The organism is Bacillus sp. AFS040349 (genome assembly GCF_002577655.1).
Taxonomy (GTDB): Bacteria; Bacillota; Bacilli; order Bacillales; family Bacillaceae; genus Metabacillus.
The window spans coordinates 20840-38028 of record NZ_NUMC01000005.1 but is presented as its reverse complement, the minus strand read 5'-3'; the positions used below and the strand labels follow the sequence as shown (position 1 = coordinate 38028).

The 17189-nt window shown below is 37.8% G+C and carries 17 protein-coding genes; all 17 read right to left on the bottom strand.

Features of this window, described 5'->3' with window-relative positions:
• Positions 1-103: 103 nt before the first annotated feature.
• The gene (locus tag COD11_RS00420) at positions 104-868 is read right to left on the bottom strand and encodes a DUF4397 domain-containing protein (protein WP_098794790.1); all 765 of its coding nucleotides are present in this window, start codon (positions 866-868) and stop codon (positions 104-106) included.
• Positions 869-1031: 163 nt separating this feature from the next.
• Complete coding sequence (locus tag COD11_RS00415; protein WP_098794789.1) at positions 1032-1250, bottom strand: hypothetical protein; 219 nt, start codon at positions 1248-1250, stop codon at positions 1032-1034.
• A 304-nt stretch (positions 1251-1554) separates the two neighbouring features.
• Positions 1555-2925 (bottom strand): MFS transporter, encoded by a 1371-nt coding sequence (locus COD11_RS00410; RefSeq protein ID WP_098794788.1) that lies wholly within the window; start codon positions 2923-2925, stop codon positions 1555-1557.
• A 174-nt stretch (positions 2926-3099) separates the two neighbouring features.
• Positions 3100-4047 (bottom strand): alpha/beta hydrolase, encoded by a 948-nt coding sequence (locus COD11_RS00405; protein WP_098794787.1) that lies wholly within the window; start codon positions 4045-4047, stop codon positions 3100-3102.
• A complete protein-coding gene (locus COD11_RS00400; protein WP_098794786.1) occupies positions 4044-4466 on the bottom strand; it encodes a MaoC/PaaZ C-terminal domain-containing protein in 423 nt (140 codons plus the stop codon). Before COD11_RS00400 ends, COD11_RS00405 begins: the two co-directional genes overlap by 4 nt.
• Complete coding sequence (locus tag COD11_RS00395; protein WP_098794785.1) at positions 4463-4912, bottom strand: MaoC family dehydratase N-terminal domain-containing protein; 450 nt, start codon at positions 4910-4912, stop codon at positions 4463-4465. Before COD11_RS00395 ends, COD11_RS00400 begins: the two co-directional genes overlap by 4 nt.
• A gap of 55 nt (positions 4913-4967) precedes the next feature.
• Positions 4968-5732, bottom strand: coding sequence for a 3-oxoacyl-ACP reductase FabG (gene fabG / locus COD11_RS00390; RefSeq protein ID WP_098794784.1), 765 nt, complete (start codon positions 5730-5732; stop codon positions 4968-4970).
• Positions 5733-5784: 52 nt separating this feature from the next.
• Entirely contained in the window at positions 5785-6960 is a 1176-nt protein-coding gene (locus COD11_RS00385; RefSeq protein ID WP_098794826.1) for an acyl-CoA dehydrogenase family protein, read from the bottom strand.
• 28 nt (positions 6961-6988) lie between these two features.
• Positions 6989-8173 carry a thiolase family protein gene (locus COD11_RS00380; protein WP_098794783.1) on the bottom strand — a complete coding sequence of 395 codons (1185 nt, stop codon included), beginning with the start codon at positions 8171-8173 and terminating at the stop codon, positions 6989-6991.
• A gap of 33 nt (positions 8174-8206) precedes the next feature.
• Positions 8207-9355, bottom strand: coding sequence for an acyl-CoA dehydrogenase family protein (locus tag COD11_RS00375; protein ID WP_098794782.1), 1149 nt, complete (start codon positions 9353-9355; stop codon positions 8207-8209).
• Positions 9356-9382: 27 nt separating this feature from the next.
• The gene (locus tag COD11_RS00370) at positions 9383-10546 is read right to left on the bottom strand and encodes a thiolase family protein (protein WP_098794781.1); all 1164 of its coding nucleotides are present in this window, start codon (positions 10544-10546) and stop codon (positions 9383-9385) included.
• Positions 10547-10818: 272 nt separating this feature from the next.
• Entirely contained in the window at positions 10819-12036 is a 1218-nt protein-coding gene (locus COD11_RS00365; RefSeq protein WP_098794780.1) for an ABC transporter substrate-binding protein, read from the bottom strand.
• Positions 12037-12118: 82 nt separating this feature from the next.
• Complete coding sequence (locus tag COD11_RS00360) at positions 12119-12826, bottom strand: ABC transporter ATP-binding protein (protein ID WP_098794779.1); 708 nt, start codon at positions 12824-12826, stop codon at positions 12119-12121.
• Positions 12810-13583 (bottom strand): ABC transporter ATP-binding protein, encoded by a 774-nt coding sequence (locus COD11_RS00355; protein ID WP_098794778.1) that lies wholly within the window; start codon positions 13581-13583, stop codon positions 12810-12812. The genes COD11_RS00360 and COD11_RS00355 overlap by 17 nt, the downstream gene beginning before the upstream one ends.
• Entirely contained in the window at positions 13583-14590 is a 1008-nt protein-coding gene (locus tag COD11_RS00350; RefSeq protein WP_098794777.1) for a branched-chain amino acid ABC transporter permease, read from the bottom strand. The genes COD11_RS00355 and COD11_RS00350 overlap by 1 nt, the downstream gene beginning before the upstream one ends.
• Complete coding sequence (locus COD11_RS00345) at positions 14587-15453, bottom strand: branched-chain amino acid ABC transporter permease (RefSeq protein ID WP_098794776.1); 867 nt, start codon at positions 15451-15453, stop codon at positions 14587-14589. Before COD11_RS00345 ends, COD11_RS00350 begins: the two co-directional genes overlap by 4 nt.
• Positions 15454-15465: 12 nt before the next feature.
• Positions 15466-17055, bottom strand: a complete 1590-nt coding sequence (locus COD11_RS00340) for a long-chain-fatty-acid--CoA ligase (protein WP_098794775.1) — start codon at positions 17053-17055, stop codon at positions 15466-15468.
• Positions 17056-17189 lie beyond the last annotated feature (134 nt).

Genomic DNA, 17189 nt, shown 5'->3' with positions numbered 1-17189 from the left:
TTAAGTATAAGATAATTACACCTCACCCTCTTACACTGTTTAGTTATCATTCCTAAAAGAAAAAGCTACTTGCGTAACTTTTTCTTTTTAGGTTCTTTAGGTGCTAAGGCATCAAAAATAGAGATTCTAATGGAGGATTTCCACCTGCAAGACCAACCGCAACTGCTGTATAGGTCTTTCCAGCTTTAAGCTGTACTTGCGGAATCGTTAACACGACATTATTAGTTCCAGCAACTCTAACTTCTAAATTAACAGTTAATGGAGATAATGTCAGGTAATCTGTAGCTTTTTCGTACGGAACATTGGGAAAGAGCACCTTACCACCTTGAACTGCAATATCAACATTTGGAGCACCTGGGGAGAGGTGAATAAACCGGACTTTTGCTTGGTTCGGGCTTACATACGGTTTATCTACAAAAACATTTAATTTAAGGTTTGCTACCCTTCCAGTTGCTGCAACAGTGTAGTAAGTATTTCTTGTTAAAGAAAGTTGTTCTCTTAAAACAGGCTGAGTTGTTTCCCCAGTTGGGTACACTTCAATCGTGTAGCGACCATATGGTAATTGTAAGTAATCAGTTGTTTCTTGAAAAACAAGATTCGTAATGGCTTTATTTCCGTTTACATAAACATCAACACCCGGTGCGTCTGGAGAGGCATGAAAAACACGTATAAAGGAATTCTGCTGTCCAGCTCTGTCTGCCATTCCGTAAGTATGTCCGTGAAAATCTGCAGCTGCAAGTTGTTGTACACACATTAAGTGTTTTTGATAATACATGATGTGCAGCTGAGGATTTGAGTATTTATAGTAGTCCGCCAGCATTTGATATTTTGCCGCTTCAAGTACCAACATTGATTCATTTTGGTGCATGCTATTCACTCCTAAAATAGTATTAACACCATACAATATGTAAAACGCCTATATAGTTTCCTATTTTTTGTCATTTTCACAATAATTTTTTTGCAGTTGTAAATAGTCACACATAAAACAGAGTAGATTTCTCCACTCTGTTTTTATATTTCAATTCATTTTTCTACCAAGGAAAGCCCCTTCTTCTTCTTCTGCGATCTTCAGCACCTAGTACATCATCATCTCGGTCATATCTTCTATCTCTTCTATCTTCTACACCTGCAACATCATTATCAAAACGACGACGACGCCTTTTATCATCTGCTTCAACGATAATCACTTCATCTGCATTAATGATTACACGATCTGCATTAATCACTAGCCTTTTTCTATTTTCTGACATTTATCCCACCTCCATTCTCTTTTACTACATGTTATGAAACGAACATAAAAACGAGTGGACGAGTATATTGGGACAACTCACTAATTTTTTAGTCTTCAAAAAAGGTTACATAATCAATTCTAGGTCAGGAAAAAATAAACAGATACGGTGGGAATGTGGGGTGAAAAGAAAATGAAAAAGTTACTGGCAATTTTACTAGCAGCACTTCTTGCTACTTCTGTGGTGGCATGTGATGATGCTCCTGGTGAAGATGAAATCGGTGATGGTGAAATCAACGATGAGGAATAAGCAAAAGACACACGGTTTATCCGTGTGTCGTATTTGTTCTTGCTTTGATATAAAAATGAAACAACATAATAGCGAGTGTAACGAGAAAGGCCAATCCACCAAAAATATTACGATAAATGAGGTCTACAGCCAAGCCATCTTGAAGAGTAATCAAGATCCCCGTTAATGTTACACCAAAGGCTCCTCCGAAAAATTGAATCAGCTGGGTCATCCCCATCCCTATCCCAATCTCTTCAGTTGGGAGAATCCTTGAAACTTCATTAGCTACACTTGATGTAAGGGCTGAGAAACCGGTGCTCATAAACATATAAGTTAGTAAGATAAAATATGGTGACTTCGTTGACAACAATGTAAATAAAACCGTTGCAATAAATAAGAATAGTTGCCCAAAAAGAATAAGCGGACCATTGCCAAACCGATCAATTAACCTCCCAATAAACTGTGCAGCCACAGCAGACAAAATAGCTCCAGGGAAAATCATCATCCCTACTTCCGCAGGATCTTTTCCAAAAACATCTGTTAATATGATCGGCATAAGAAAGAGGGTAGAAAAATGGGTGACAAACGCGACAAATCCGATAAAAAGCAATTTAAGATATTGCTTCTCTTTTAGCAATTTTGGCTGGATAAACGGCATCTTTACTTTGTTAATATGCCTCCACATCAGCCAAAGAATAATCATGCTTGAAAATAAGATGATATAAGAAAAGGTTGAGAGAAATAACAACACACCAGTTACACCTGCTGCTGTTAAGCATCCACCTAACGTATCAAATTTCACCTTCTTAATCTCTTCTTTCGGCAACAGTCTTTGTAAAAGTGGAATAAATAAAACAACTAATCCTGTTACTACAAACAAGTAATTCCATCCTAAATATTGAGTAATAGCTCCCCCAATAACAGGTCCCAGTCCAAATCCAAGTGAAGAGGCTGATGCAATGAGGGCCATGGCTTTTCCTCTTCTACTTATTGGAATATATCTTCCTGCTAGCACCATCGCAAGACCTGGTACAGCTCCTGCTCCCGCCGCTTGAAGAACCCTAGTAGTTAATAAAAGTGGAAATGAGTTGGCAAAAAAGCCGATAACTGAAGCAACTCCTAATATGGATAGTCCGATAAGAAGCAATCTCGAAATTGGAATATAATCAGAAAGACGACTAAATGTTAAAGTAGCAATGGCAAAAACAATTGAATATCCCGATACAATCCAAGATGCTGTTGAAGAGGTAAGAGATAAATCTGTTAACACACTTGGTAAAGCCACATTAAACATCGTTGTATTCATGACAACAAGCCAAACAATAAAACTCCAAATGAAGACAATTTTGTTTTCCTGTATGGATTCTGCCCCTGTACTTTTAGGAGCAGCAATGGAAACCGAAGACATTTGATACCACCTGTTTCTTTCAATTTATTAAACAATGATCTTATCATAATACGTTTTTTCTTCCTATAAAAGAAAAGTGCTTCGATTATCGAAAAATGTACTTTATGAAGAATTGTCCCAAATAAGCAAAAAAGGATGAACATAGTATAGGTTCACCCTTACAAAACAGTTACATTATGTCACCTGTTGTTTTTGATATTGATTTTTAAGGTATTCAGCTGCTTCATATATGGCTTTTCTTCCATCCTCTAACGGAAGGGTCATACACATAAAACCATGGATCATTCCTGGATAACAAGCATACGTTGTTTGAACTCCTGCTTGTGAAAGCTTCCTGGAATATGCTTCTCCTCCATCACATAACGGATCATACTCAGCCGTAACAATATATGCCGGTGGAAGCTTAGCAGTATCGTTTTCAGGGATGAGCATAGGCGCTGCTAATGGACTTTGAGTATCAGATATGCTCGAAAGATATTGTTCCCTAAACCAGGTCATCGTAGATTTTGTTAAGTAATATCCTTCTCCATATTTTTCATAAGATTCTGTTGGTTCAAAACCTGTTGAAGGATAAAATAATAGCTGATGACCAATATTCAAATCTTTCCTTTGAACTGCTAAATAACAAGTAACTGCAGCCAAATTTCCACCAGCACTGTCACCACCTACTGCAATGAACTTTTGATCAATACCTAGATCGTCAGCATGATCATACACCCATTTCGTTGCAAGATACGCATCTTCCACAGGGACTGGAAACTTGTATTCAGGAGCCAAGCCGTATTCTACAGATATCACTTTACATTGAGCATGGTTAGCTAATAGTCGGCATAATGAATCATGTGTTTCAATATTGCCAATTACCCAGCCACCTCCGTGAAAATAGACTAGAGCAGGTAGTGAAGTTTTTTCACTAGGGCTGTATATTCTGATCAATATTTCATGTTCATATCCTGGTATCTCTCTGTCTTCAACATGATGAATTTCTTCTGTAATATTTAAGGAAGAACTAGACTCAACATAAAGAGCCCTTGCTTCTTGCAGATTTTGCTGCTCAACTGAAGGTACATTTCGTTTTTCAAAATGTTGTAAAAGTGCAATAACTTGCGGATGTAATGTCATGATGATACCTCTTTATTTTTATATTTTGCAAATTTAACAATTCCTTTAATAACATCCACTCCATTTTGATTAACTGCGTTTACTTGGAATGTAGAGTATTTTTCATTCTCTTCTGTTAATCTTGCTTTTAATGAAATGATGTCACCAAGAAAAACCATTCCCCTAAAGCGAATCTGATACTCCTGAATAAAACCTTCTTCATGATATGGGGTAAATAACTTTGCCAAATTCCCCATCGTCCACATTCCATGAGCGATGATAGCTGGTAAGCCAGCTTTTTTAGCTTCATCATCAATTGTGTGAATTGGGTTGTAATCTCCTGAAGCACCAGCATACTTTATAAGGTCTAATCTTGAAACAGGAGGTAATGTAACAATTGGCAAAATATCACCTATCTGACATTTTAATAAACTGCTCATATACTCATCACCTTCCTTACAGCTTCATTAATAATGACAACCTGCTCAGCAGTGAAAATGAGCTCTTCGTTAAGATCTTCACCATACTGTTTTAACACTAAGAATCCCATATTCCCGAGTTTTCCCTGCTTCTCATAGTAATCTTTTACTTCTTGATAGCAGATAATCTCTTCACCCACAAGCAACGGTCTTTTGTAATGATATTTTTGCTCACCATGAATTAATCCCTTAGCTGGTAAATCAAGCTCATCTATCACACCATAATCAAAAATCCTTGGAAATGTAGGTGGAGCAATATTTTTCTTATATCTAGATGTTTTAGCAAACTCTTCATCTACAAAAATAGGGTGAAGATCACCAATCGATTCGGCGAACTTTTTTACGGCACCTCGTTCAACAACATTTTTGACACCTGGAGATCTTTTTCCAATTGCTTCATTAATCATATTGTTGCCTCCTTTTTTGCATGATTTCCCACTTCATTTACGTCACAAATAAAGTTTAATTTTTTGGACCACCTGCAACATAAATAACCTGACCGTTTATAAAGGATGACTTTTCGTCAGCAAAAAAAGCTACTGCATTTGCGATATCACTTGGTTTCCCACTGCGACCAACAGGAATCTTTGAGACACTCGCCTGGATTAGATCTTCAAAAGAAATGCCAAGACGCCTAGCCGTTTCTTTAGTCATATCTGTTTCAATAAAACCTGGTGCTACTGAATTAGCAGTAATCCCGTATTTTCCTAGTTCAATCGCTAATGTTTTTGTAAAGCCTTGTAAACCTGCTTTAGCCGTTGCATAATTGGCTTGACCTCTGTTACCTAAGGCGGATGTTGAAGAAATATTGATGATTCTTCCATATCGGTTTTCAACCATATATTTTTGTACAGCTCGAGCCGCATTGAACGAGCCTTTTAAATGAACATCCATAACGAGCTGCCAATCATCGTCGGTCATTTTAAAAAGTAGATTGTCACGAATTACACCCGCGTTGTTAACAAGGATATCAAGTGACCCAGAATTGTTATATGTTTCCTCCATTGCTGCCTCCAGTTGATCTGCTTCTACCACACTAGCAACCTTTGAAAACACGTTATACCCTTTTTCACGTAATTCCTTAGTTGTTTCGTGGACTGCCTCTTCATTCACATCAATAAGAGCAACTTTAGCTCCCTCACTTGCAAAAAGTTCAACAATTCCTTTCCCAATCCCTCGACTTCCACCCGTTACAAAAGCTACTTTTCCATCAAATCTTCCTGACATAAACATCCTCCTTATTAGTTCGTCTGTATTTCAATCTTATCATGTTACCCTTTTATATAAATTGTCCTACCTTCACATGGCCTTTTAATAGATTACGAGAAATGATTAAGCGTTGAATTTCATCTGTTCCATCATAAATTCTCCACAATCTTGCTTCACGATACCAACGTTCAATTGGCAGCTCTCTTGTATAACCCATTCCTCCATGAATCTGCAGTACCCGATCAACTACTCGATTTCCCATGTTTGCTCCATAAAGCTTTGCCATAGATGCTAAATGGCGATTATCTTCACCTTGATCAAGTGTGAAAGCAGCGTTTAAGACGAGCCATTTCGCTGCATCAATTTCTACAGCAGAGTCAGCAATCTGCCATTGAATTGCTTGTCTTTCAGATATCGGTTTTCCAAATGTTTCACGCTCTTTTGAATAATCTAAAGCCATTTGTAGGAGTCTTTCAGCGGCACCTACAGCTCTGGCTCCTACAATCCACCTTGCAAAACCAATCCATTCAAGGCCTAAGTTATATCCGCCATCCACTTCTCCTAGAATATTTTCTTCTGGAACTCGGACGTTTTCAAAAACAAGGCCGGCTGGTCCCCACTCACCCATCGTGTGAATGTATTCTGATTTCCAGCCCATATCTCGGTCAACGATAAAGCATGTTACACCATCACGACCTGTGGCCTGATGCTTTTCTTTATCTGTGATCGCAATAACCATTACAAAATCAGCTTCATTGCCACCAGTAATGAATGTTTTTTCCCCATTTAATATCCATTCATTTCCGTCCTTAACAGCTGTCATTTTAATATTTCTTGTATCTGAACCAGCTCCAGGCTCTGTCATCGCGAAACAAGATTTTTTATCACCATTAATTGTTGGCAATAAATACTTATTTTTTTGCTCTTCATTGCCGTAATAAAGAATATTGTCTGCCGACCCACCAAATTGAAACGGGACAAATGTTTTCGAAACCTCCATCATTACAATTGCTAACATCATTTGACCTAAGTCAGCTCCACCGTATTCTTCTGGAGTATTAATCCCCCAGAAACCAGCTTCTTTTGCTTTTAGTTGCAATTCCTTTAATTTTCCCGGTGGCAAACTCGGCTTTCCTTCACGTTCGTTTCGTAATACTTCATTCTCGAGGGGCATTAATTCTTTTTCCACAAATTTTCTAATTGTTTTTTGAACCATTTTTTGCTCTTCTGTTAAACGTAAATGCATCCCTTTCACCTCATTAACAAATATTTTTTTATAGTAATTCAAGCATTACAGCCATTCCCTGGCCTCCACCTACACATAAAGTTGCCATCCCATATTGCTCTTGTCTTCTTTTCATCTCATATAAAAGCGTAATCATGATTTTACAGCCAGTTGCCCCAAGCGGGTGACCAAGAGCAATTGCTCCACCATTTACATTTACTTTGTCTGTATCTAGTCTAGCCTCTCGAATAACCGCTAATGCTTGTGCAGCAAATGCTTCATTTAATTCAATTAGGCCGACTTCAGGAAGGGTCAGATTGGTTCGTGCAAGTAGCTTTTGTATCGCGGGTACAGGACCAATTCCCATCTCTTTAGGAGAAACACCAGCAGTCGCCCAATCTACTATTCTAGCTAATGGTTTTAAACCTAATTCTTTTGCTTTACTTCCTTTCATCATAACCATCGCGGCAGCACCGTCATTTCTGCCACAGGAGTTACCGGCTGTAACTGAGCCATGTTCTTTGAAAACTGCCTTTAACTTAGCTAAACCTTCTAAACTAGTATTAGGTCGAGGATGTTCATCTTTAGTCACTTGAAAAATATTTTTTCTTTCTTTTATTTCCACAGGTGTTATTTCTTCTTTAAAGCTTCCTCTTTCAGTTGCTTTTGCCGCTTTTTGTTGACTGTTATAAGCAAATTCATCTTGATCTTCACGTGAAACACTGTATCTTTCTGCGACATTTTCAGCTGTCATGCCCATCCCTAGATCTTTTCCATATAATTCAATTGGCTGCTGACCATTTTCAAGATTAGAATCTACTAAGGTAGGAGCACCTTCTCCAAATCTGGAATTTCTTAAATAAATTGGTGCTCGACTTAAGCATTCCGTTCCACCAGCAACAACAATTTCTGCCTGCCCAAACGAAATTTGTTGAACAGCTGAGGTTACAGCTTGCATACCTGAAGCGCAAAGTCTATTAACCGTAAAAGCAGGTGTTTTCTCAGGAATTCCTGCTCTTAATGCCGCTACTCTAGCAACATTTGAGGATTCTGTTGTTTGCCTGACTTCTCCTAGAATTACTTCATCAATTAATTCTGAAGAAAGGTTGATCCTCCTTATGGCTTCCTCGATTACAATTGCACCTAAATATCCTGAGTTTACATTTTTTAATGATCCACCGAATCGACCAACCGGTGTGCGGATAGCGCTTACAATTACAATATCATCAATCATTCTTTGCCTCCTTTCTTATCTTATTGCAGGAATCTAGCAATATTCTTTTCTTAATTGTCCAGCAATAATATTTTTCTGAATCTCGGATGTTCCTTCATAGATTCTTGTAATTCTTGCATCTCGATAATATCTTTCAACTGGAAAATCTCTTATATAACCTAAACCACCGTGAATTTGGACAGCTTTATCTGCAACGCGATGATAAACTTCAGAGCCGTAAAGTTTTAGCATGGCCGCTTCTTTAATCACCTTTTCATTTTGATCAACCATCCATGCAACTCTGTACGTAAATGATCTAAGTGCTTCAATCTCCATTGCCATCTCGGCTAACATATGGGCAACTGCTTGGTGCTCAATGATAGGTACAGAAAATTGCTCTCTCTCCTCGGCATGGATCATGCACATATCCAAAAGCTTTTGGGAAGATCCTAAGTTTCTAGCTGCTAGACCCGCTCTGCCATTTGCTAGAATTTTAAGGGCATTAACATAGCCTTGACCAACTTCGCCTAACACGTTTTCTTCGGGAACCTCACAATCTTCAAAAATCAGTTCTGCTGATTGTGAACCATGAAGTCCCATTTTTCGTTCAATTGCTCCGATCTTAAAGCCTGGAGAATTTCTTTCAACAAGAAAAGACGTTATCCCCTTAGCACCTTTTTCCGGATCAGTTACAGCCATAACCGTAAAAACATCGGCTACAGTTGCATTTGTTATATAATGTTTCGTCCCATTTAAAATATATTTATTTCCCTTCTTAATTGCAGTTGTTCTCAAGTTTGTAGCATGTGAACCAGCTTGAGGTTCTGTTAAAGCAAAAGCTCCAATTTTGTCTCCTCTAGCCATATCAGGTAAAAATCTTTTCTTTTGTTGGTCATTGCCCATTTCAACAATGCCTACAGTTCCGATACCTGTATGAGCCCCGATCAATGTTGTATAACCATTATGTGTTTTTCCGATTTCTTCATAAAGCGCACATTTTCCAACCATTCCGATCCCAAGTCCACCGTATTGCTCTGGAATACTAAGGCTAAACAATCCGAGTTCCTTTGACTTTTCGATGATTTCTTTAGGAATCTCGTCATCATCTTCAATTTGCATGGCATGTGGCTCTACTTCATTTTTAATAAAATCTCTTATATTATTCCTTAAATAAAGAATTTCTTCATCAAACTGAAAATTCATTTCTACACTCCTTTCATCCTGAAGTCTTTATTTTCTTTCTAATGACAAGGCAATGCCTTGGCCTCCTCCAATGCATGCAGTAACTAAGCCTTTTTTTGCATCTCGGCGTTTCATCTCATAAACAAGCTTTGTGATTAACATTCCTCCTGTTGCGGCAATTGGATGTCCATGTGCAATCGCGCCACCATTTACGTTTACTTTATCCATGTTAAAGGAGAGTTCACGGTCACATGCTAACACCTGTGCAGCAAAGGCTTCATTAATTTCAATTAAATCATACTCATCTAAATCTTCTTCTCTTTGAGATAAAAGCTTTTGAACAGCTGGGACCGGGCCAATACCCATGATGTTCGGATCCACTCCTGCGATTGACCAGCCTGTGATCCAGGCTAAAGGTTGTAGTCCTCTTTTCTTTGCTTCATCTTCAGACATCACTACAAGCGCTGAAGCCCCATCATTCACACCAGAAGAGTTACCAGCTGTAACACTCCCTCCTTGCCTAAAGGCCGGTGATAGCTTTGCGAGCTGCTCCATTGTTACATTTGGTCTTGGGTGTTCATCTGTTGTAAAAAGAATCTCACCTTTTTTTGTTCTAATTGGAATTGAAACAATTTGTTCATTGAAATAATCATTTTCCATCGCCGCAGCCATGCGTTGTTGACTTCGTAGTGAAAATTCATCTTGCTCTTCTCTTGTAATGCTGTATTTTTCTACTAAATTTTCAGCTGTAATGCCCATTGGCGGGTCACCGATATGGTTAGGTGAAAGGTTTCGAGAAACAAATTTGGGTGGCATGCGATCAAATGGTTTATCTTGTGGTGCTAATAAATATGGTGTTCGTGACATGCTCTCGGTTCCGCCTGAAATGATTATTTTTGCTTGACCTGCTATGATTGCTTCTGCTGCTAAGGCAACGCTATTAATGCCTGAGCCACATTGTCTATCAATTGTTAATCCAGGTACCGAAAAAGGTAGTCCTGCTTCTAGTAACGTAAGTCGGGCGATATTGCCTCCACCGGATAAGCAGTTTCCTAAAATGACATCATCAACTTCTGCTCCCTCTAAATTGATCCGTTTTAATGCTTCTTTTATAGTAATCGCCCCATAAATGTAAGGATCTAATGCTGATAGGGCTCCACCTTTTTTTGCAATTGGTGTTCGGACAGCAGAAACAATTACTGCTTGTGTCATACTAACATCTCCTCTATGTTTCATTTATCCTTTATGTAGCAAGTTTCATGCCAATAATCTTATGACTATCTATAAGAACTTGAGAAATAAGCAATTCATTTTTGGATTATTTTTCAGTGATGTTAATTCATTTTTGTAAGCTATCTTTCATTATTGCATTAAAAATTCTCTTGCTTGCTCTGAAAATGAACCTCTGTCAACAAGGGATCCTGACTTTTCACCTGTTTCCTAAGAAAAATCGGGTGGTGCCAGGCACCACCCTCTAACACCTTTTACTGAACTGATTTATCAACGATTTTCCCACCTTCTACAACACCCATTCGAAGCTCTGTTGTTAAGCCGCCGTTTTCTTCTATTTCAGTAATTTCATAGATTCGTTTATCAGCAGGGAGATTATTTAATCCAGCTTCTACTTGTGCCATAATTGCATCTGGATCATCAACAGACCCTGCAGCTTTCATCGCCTCTACAAACAGGTACATAGCCATGTAATGATAACCAGCCTCTGAGCCCGGATTTTTACCTTTTGCTGCTGCATAGTCTTCAATGAATTTCTCATTGCTATCATTTTTAGAGTTAATAAGTGGTAATACCCCAACAGATCCTTCTATTAAGTCTGGACCACCCAACACAGCTTCAATTTCATCCAGTTTTGCTTGGTCCATTATGAGGAATCCTCCTTTAAAACCAAGTTCTCTAGCTTGTTTAATAACAAGGGCAGTCGGCTCTGATGGACCCCCAACGAATAAAACATCTGGCTTTTCTTTCAATGCATTCGTAACGATTGTGAAAAAGTCTGTATCTTTACTAAAGTCAATGGATCCTTTATAAACCACTTCTCCACCCAAATCCTTCCAACCTGGTTCAAGTAATGCAGCCCAGTCTTTTCCATATTGACTAGCAGTTGGAAGCATGGCAATCTTTTTACCGAATCGTTCCATTTGATATTTTGAAAACGGCTCAATATATGAGCTATACTTTGGAGGAATACGTAATGTTAGCGGATTTCCTTGTTCTGTTATCTTCGGTTCACTTGAATAAGCTCCAATTATAAATTTTTCCTGAAGATTAAAAACTTGTGTAGCAAAAATACCACCACTATGTGGAACAAAAATGATTGGTGTTTTGTCTTCTTGAACTAACCGTTTTGCATTTGCCCCTGTTTCATTCGGTAAGTATTTATCATCTAAAGAAACTAGGTTTAAAGAATAGTTTTTACCGTCCACTTCAAATCCACCATTGTTGTTAATTTCATCTACAGCCATAGATAAGCCACTTAATGTGTTCTCACCATAATAGGCAGCAGGACCACTTAAAGGGCCACTATACCCAATATTAACAACTTCACCTGCGGGTTTCTCTTCTGTATTTGATGTTGTTTCTTCTGTGTTCCCTTCACTTTGGTTTGCTGGTTCTGTTGATGTGTTCCCACTACATGCTGCAAGCATAAAAATTAGTACAAAAGCAAAGAAATAAACAAGCTTTTTCATCCTTTTTCCCCCTTAAATCTTTTTTCAAAGAAATAAACCTGTAAAAAGAAGTAGACACCTCCTTTCAATTAAGGCTCAAGACCTAAGCACCTATATACGCTTTCCTCACTTCGTCATTTTCAAATAAGTCCTTGCTGCTACCTTCTAGTACAATTTTTCCTGTTTCAATTACATAGCCTCGATCGGCAATTTTTAGTGCAGCATTTGCATTTTGTTCAGCTAAAAGAACTGTTGTTCCATTTTTGTTTATTTGTTGGATAACACTAAACACTTGTTCTACAATTAAAGGAGCGAGACCAATAGATGGCTCATCAAGTAAAATAACCTTAGGAGATGCCATAAGGGCTCTCCCAATGGCGAGCATTTGTTGCTGTCCACCACTTAGCGATCCAGCTGGGTCATCTTTTTTGTCGTTTAAAATAGGAAAAAGCTCAAAAACTTCATGAAGTGATTTTTTTCGTTTTCCTTTATCTCTTCGATGAACAAAGCCACCTAAAATGAGATTTTCATAAACAGTCATTTGCGGAAATAGCTTTCTCCCTTCTGCACATTGAACAATTCCAAGTGACACAAGTCGATCTGCCGATAGTCCACTTATACTTTGGTTGTTAAATTCAATGCTGCCTGAAGACGGTTTACTTAAACCGCTAATCGTTCGAAAGATTGTGCTTTTCCCAGCACCATTGGCACCCAATAAAACAACAAATTCTCCTTGTTTCACACTAAGATTGATATGTTCTAATGCCTGATATCCACCATAAGAAACAGAAACATCAGTAAGCTTGAGCAACAGCTTCACCTCCTAAGTAAGCTTCAATTACAGCTGGATTTTTTTTGATCTCTTCTGGAGTTCCTTCGGCAATTTTTTGTCCATAATTTAAAACCATAATCTTATCTGCTAGATTCATAATCATTTGCATTTTGTGTTCAATGAGACAAACTGATATTCCTTTTGAAACCATCTTCTTAATCAACTCTGCTAAACCGTCTGTTTCTTCAGGATTTACACCTGCAGCTGGTTCGTCTAAAAACACAATTACCGGATCTGTTGCTAGAGCTAATGCAAATGCTGTGCGCTTCATTTCTTCTTGCGAAATCTCTGACACATGCTTATTGGCAAGGTTTGTTAACCCAACAAACTCTAATACTTCATGTGCTTTTTCTAATGATTCCTTTTCTTCTCTTTTCATCCGAGATGTTCGAAAAATCGCATCAAATAACCCTGATGAGGTTCGTAATCTATGTCCAATTAGTACATTATCCAATACCGTTGATTGCTCGAATAAATTTGTGGTTTGAAATGTTCTAGCAATACCAAGCTTTGCAATTTGATGTGCCTTTAATGATGTGATATCTGTGCTATCAAACATTACCGAGCCTGACGAGGGTTGATGAAAGCCACTAATTAAGTTAAAAAATGTAGATTTCCCTGCACCATTAGGACCAATAATTGCCGTTACCTTTCCTTTTTCAATCTCAAAGTCTACTGAATTAACGGCAGTCAGCCCACCAAATGTTTTCGTCAGTCCCTTTACTTGGATAAGCATTATTTCTCCTCCTTTACAACAACAGATTGCAGATTTTGAGAAAGATCTTTCTGAGACTTTTTAGTTCTCTGCTTGATTAGCCATGTTTGCACTCCTCCGACAATCCCCCTTGGATAAAAAATAATCAAGAGAACAAGAATCGGACCAAAAATGAGCATTCGATAGTCTTGTAAAAATTGTAGATATTGAGAAATCCAGACAACAAGAAGAGTTCCAACAAGCGGTCCGGAGAGTGTGCCAATACCTCCAACTAATAAATACATCAACATATCAAAAGTAACGTTTATATAAGAAATATCAGGTCCAATAAATCGAACAAATGACGCATACAAACCGCCTGCTAACCCCGCAAAGAATGTGGACAAAACAAATGAAACTAGTTTTTGTTTCATTGTCTCGATCCCAATCGTTTGAGCTAACTCTTCACTATTTCTAATGGCCATATATGTTCTGCCGATAAGAGAATTAATAATCCTCGTAAAAATAAAAATAGTTAAAACGAGAAAAAATAATAAAAGATAGTATTGGGATATAGGTGTTTGAAAGGTTATCGGTCCAATTGGTGCCGGTGGTGGGATCCCAATTAAACCACGGACTCCTTCTGTTAGTGCCTCCCATTTGTAAATAACAAGATAAATGATGTACCCAACACAAAGTGTATAGATGGCAAAAAAATGTTCTTTCGTTCGGAGGGCGATTATGCCTATTAAAAAGCCGATAATGGTCGTAATGATAATTCCAAGCAGTAGAGTCAACCAAAAATTAAGCCCAACTTTTACTGTTAGTATTCCTACCGAATAGGCACCGATGGCGAAAAAACCAGCATGTGCTAATGAAAGCTGACCAGTAAACCCGCCAATCAAATTTAATCCATAAACTCCAATCGTCCATATAAAAGCAGTTGAAAATATGTGTAATAAGTATGGGTTATCTGTTAACAAAGGCATCAAAATAGCCACTACGATTAACAAAATGGTGGTATTTCTTTTATTTAAGAAACTCATCATGAACGAGCCCCCTTTACAAACAAGCCTTTCGGTTTAATAGTCAGAATTGCCACTAATAATAAAAATGCAATTAAATCTTTATAATCATTTGAAATAAATGTCGCACTGAGACTTTCGGAAAATCCTAAGATATAACCACCAATAATTGCTCCGGGAATACTACCCATTCCACCAATAATGATGATGACAAATGCTTTTAAAATAACAAGATGACCCATACCAGGAAAAACTAGATTAATAGGTGATGCTATTGAAGAAGCGAATGCTGCTAGAGCCCCCGAAATAAAAAACGTAATCATGGCCACTTTGTTTGCATTAATACCTACTAAAAATGCGCCCTCTCGGTTTTGCGACATTGCAATGATCGCTGAACCTGTTATCGTTTTTTTCAAAAATAAATGCAAAAGAATCATGGCAAGAATAGCTGTACCGATTATAAGAAGTCTTTGTGCAGTAACAGTTAGGCCAAGAAAATCTACAACAATATCATAAGGAGATAACATTCTGCGATATTCAGCACCCCATACTAACTGAACTAAAGCTTCTAAAAATAAGAGAACACCAATTGCTGCGATTTTGTCATGTATTGGCGGAGCATTCCGCAATGGATGGAAAACTAACCGTTCCATAACAACGCCTAATAATCCAACGACAATAATGGAAATAAATATTGCAAGCCAATAGTGTAAACCCATGCTCTCCATAAATAAAAGGGTGATATAACCACCAACCATATATAAAGCTCCATGCGCAAAATTTGGAATATGCAAAATCCCATACACTAAAGTCAGGCCAAGTGCAACTAAACTATAAACGCTTCCAATTGTGAGTGCATTAAATAATTGCTGCAATAAAATATCCATGTGTTCCCTCCTCTATTTGGATACAGAATACATTTCTTTTAAAGTCCGTTTTAGAATCTTTCCAACCGCTGTTTTCGGAAGTTCCTCTACAAAGGCTATTTCTTTAGGCACTTTATAGGCTGCAAGTCTTTCTCGACAAAATTGAATTAATTCATCCTCCGTTATACGTTCATTTTCTTTGGTAACAACAATTGCTTTAACTGTTTCACCGCGGTATTCATCTGGAACACCGATAACAGCTGCTTCAAGCACTTTTGAATGACTGTAAATAACATCCTCCACTTCAATTGGATATACATTAAATCCACTTGCTAATATCATTTCTTTTTTACGTCCAACAATATAGAAAAATCCATCAGCATCCATCATCGCCAAATCTCCAGTATATAACCAGCCATCACGTATTGTATTAACTGTTTCTTCAGGCATATTCCAATACCCTTTCATAATTTGAGGTCCTTTTATAATTAACTCGCCTACCTCTCCAATTGGCAAATCCTGCTCGCCGCAAGCTATATCAACAACCTTAGCATCTGTATTAGGTATTGGTATTCCGATACTTCCCCGCTTTTGAAGTCCCGAAATAGGATTGCGGTGTGTGACAGGAGATGCCTCAGATAATCCATACCCTTCAGCAACATTCGTTCCGCTTACCTCATTAAAACGGTTTATCACTTCAACAGGAAGTGGTGCAGAACCACTTGTACAGGTTTTAAGGCAGCTTAAGTCAAACTTATAGGTATTATAGTAATTAAGTAGTGCAATATACATTGTTGGAACACCTGGAAATGAGGTTGGCTTTGTTTTTTCTATTATTTTCACGACCTCTTCCACTTCAAATCGAGGTACGAGAATTAAGTTTCCACCATTATAAAAAGTAAGATTCATCGCACTTGTCATCCCATAGACGTGAAACAAAGGAGAAATGGTTAGAACGCGCTCTTCCCCAGTATTTGTTTTAACATGTGCAGTAGCAGCACTTTGGAGTGTATTTGCAACTAAATTATAATGTGTTAACATTGCCCCTTTTGAACGACCTGTTGTTCCTCCTGTATATTGAAGAACAGCAATATCTTCTTTAGGATCAATCTTTTCATTAGGGATTGTATCACCAGGATCTTTTAGTAATTGATGAAACAAGCTTTCTTTTTCGAAAGAAACAGGAATGATCGTAGTTACCGATGTTTCATGTAAGATTTTTTCTACGACGGGTAGGAGTTGATCTAAAACAATGATGACCTTTGCCTGTGAATCGTTGAGGACGTATAGAAGTTCAGATGATTTATACATTGGATTAATTTGTACGATGGTTGCTCCACATCGTAAACTTGCATAATAGCTAATGGGATATTGAGGACAATTCGGAAGCATGATTGCGACTCGATCACCTTTTTTTACTTGACGTTTTACTAGTGCGCTCGCCATTCTATTTATTGAATCATTTAAAAGTGAATAAGAATATGAGTTATCATAAAATGTGACCGCAATCTTATTTTCATACATTTCAACAGAGCGTTGAAACAAATCAGGTAACGATATTTCTGGTATTTCAATTTCAACCGGATTTCCTTCAACTACATGCTTTAACCAAGGTCTATTCAAATTCCATTCCCCCTATTTCCTTTTTCATAAAGGTCAAAACCTCACTGCTTTACATCAAGCAATTTTCATGCCAAAACAAAAAATAAGTGACAACTAGGCGAAATGTTCACCATTTTGTCACTTAATTCAGAAAT

What these genes read in the sequence shown, in the direction of transcription:
- COD11_RS00420 (WP_098794790.1), bottom strand. Translation starts at nt 868, where the DNA reads ATGCACCAAAATGAATCAATGTTGGTACTTGAAGCGGCAAAATATCAA.
- COD11_RS00415 (WP_098794789.1), bottom strand. Translation starts at nt 1,250, where the DNA reads ATGTCAGAAAATAGAAAAAGGCTAGTGATTAATGCAGATCGTGTAATC.
- COD11_RS00410 (WP_098794788.1), bottom strand. Translation starts at nt 2,925, where the DNA reads ATGTCTTCGGTTTCCATTGCTGCTCCTAAAAGTACAGGGGCAGAATCC.
- COD11_RS00405 (WP_098794787.1), bottom strand. Translation starts at nt 4,047, where the DNA reads ATGACATTACATCCGCAAGTTATTGCACTTTTACAACATTTTGAAAAA.
- COD11_RS00400 (WP_098794786.1), bottom strand. Translation starts at nt 4,466, where the DNA reads ATGAGCAGTTTATTAAAATGTCAGATAGGTGATATTTTGCCAATTGTT.
- COD11_RS00395 (WP_098794785.1), bottom strand. Translation starts at nt 4,912, where the DNA reads ATGATTAATGAAGCAATTGGAAAAAGATCTCCAGGTGTCAAAAATGTT.
- fabG (WP_098794784.1), bottom strand. Translation starts at nt 5,732, where the DNA reads ATGTCAGGAAGATTTGATGGAAAAGTAGCTTTTGTAACGGGTGGAAGT.
- COD11_RS00385 (WP_098794826.1), bottom strand. Translation starts at nt 6,960, where the DNA reads ATGCATTTACGTTTAACAGAAGAGCAAAAAATGGTTCAAAAAACAATT.
- COD11_RS00380 (WP_098794783.1), bottom strand. Translation starts at nt 8,173, where the DNA reads ATGATTGATGATATTGTAATTGTAAGCGCTATCCGCACACCGGTTGGT.
- COD11_RS00375 (WP_098794782.1), bottom strand. Translation starts at nt 9,355, where the DNA reads ATGAATTTTCAGTTTGATGAAGAAATTCTTTATTTAAGGAATAATATA.
- COD11_RS00370 (WP_098794781.1), bottom strand. Translation starts at nt 10,546, where the DNA reads ATGACACAAGCAGTAATTGTTTCTGCTGTCCGAACACCAATTGCAAAA.
- COD11_RS00365 (WP_098794780.1), bottom strand. Translation starts at nt 12,036, where the DNA reads ATGAAAAAGCTTGTTTATTTCTTTGCTTTTGTACTAATTTTTATGCTT.
- COD11_RS00355 (WP_098794778.1), bottom strand. Translation starts at nt 13,583, where the DNA reads ATGCTTATCCAAGTAAAGGGACTGACGAAAACATTTGGTGGGCTGACT.
- COD11_RS00350 (WP_098794777.1), bottom strand. Translation starts at nt 14,590, where the DNA reads ATGATGAGTTTCTTAAATAAAAGAAATACCACCATTTTGTTAATCGTA.
- COD11_RS00345 (WP_098794776.1), bottom strand. Translation starts at nt 15,453, where the DNA reads ATGGATATTTTATTGCAGCAATTATTTAATGCACTCACAATTGGAAGC.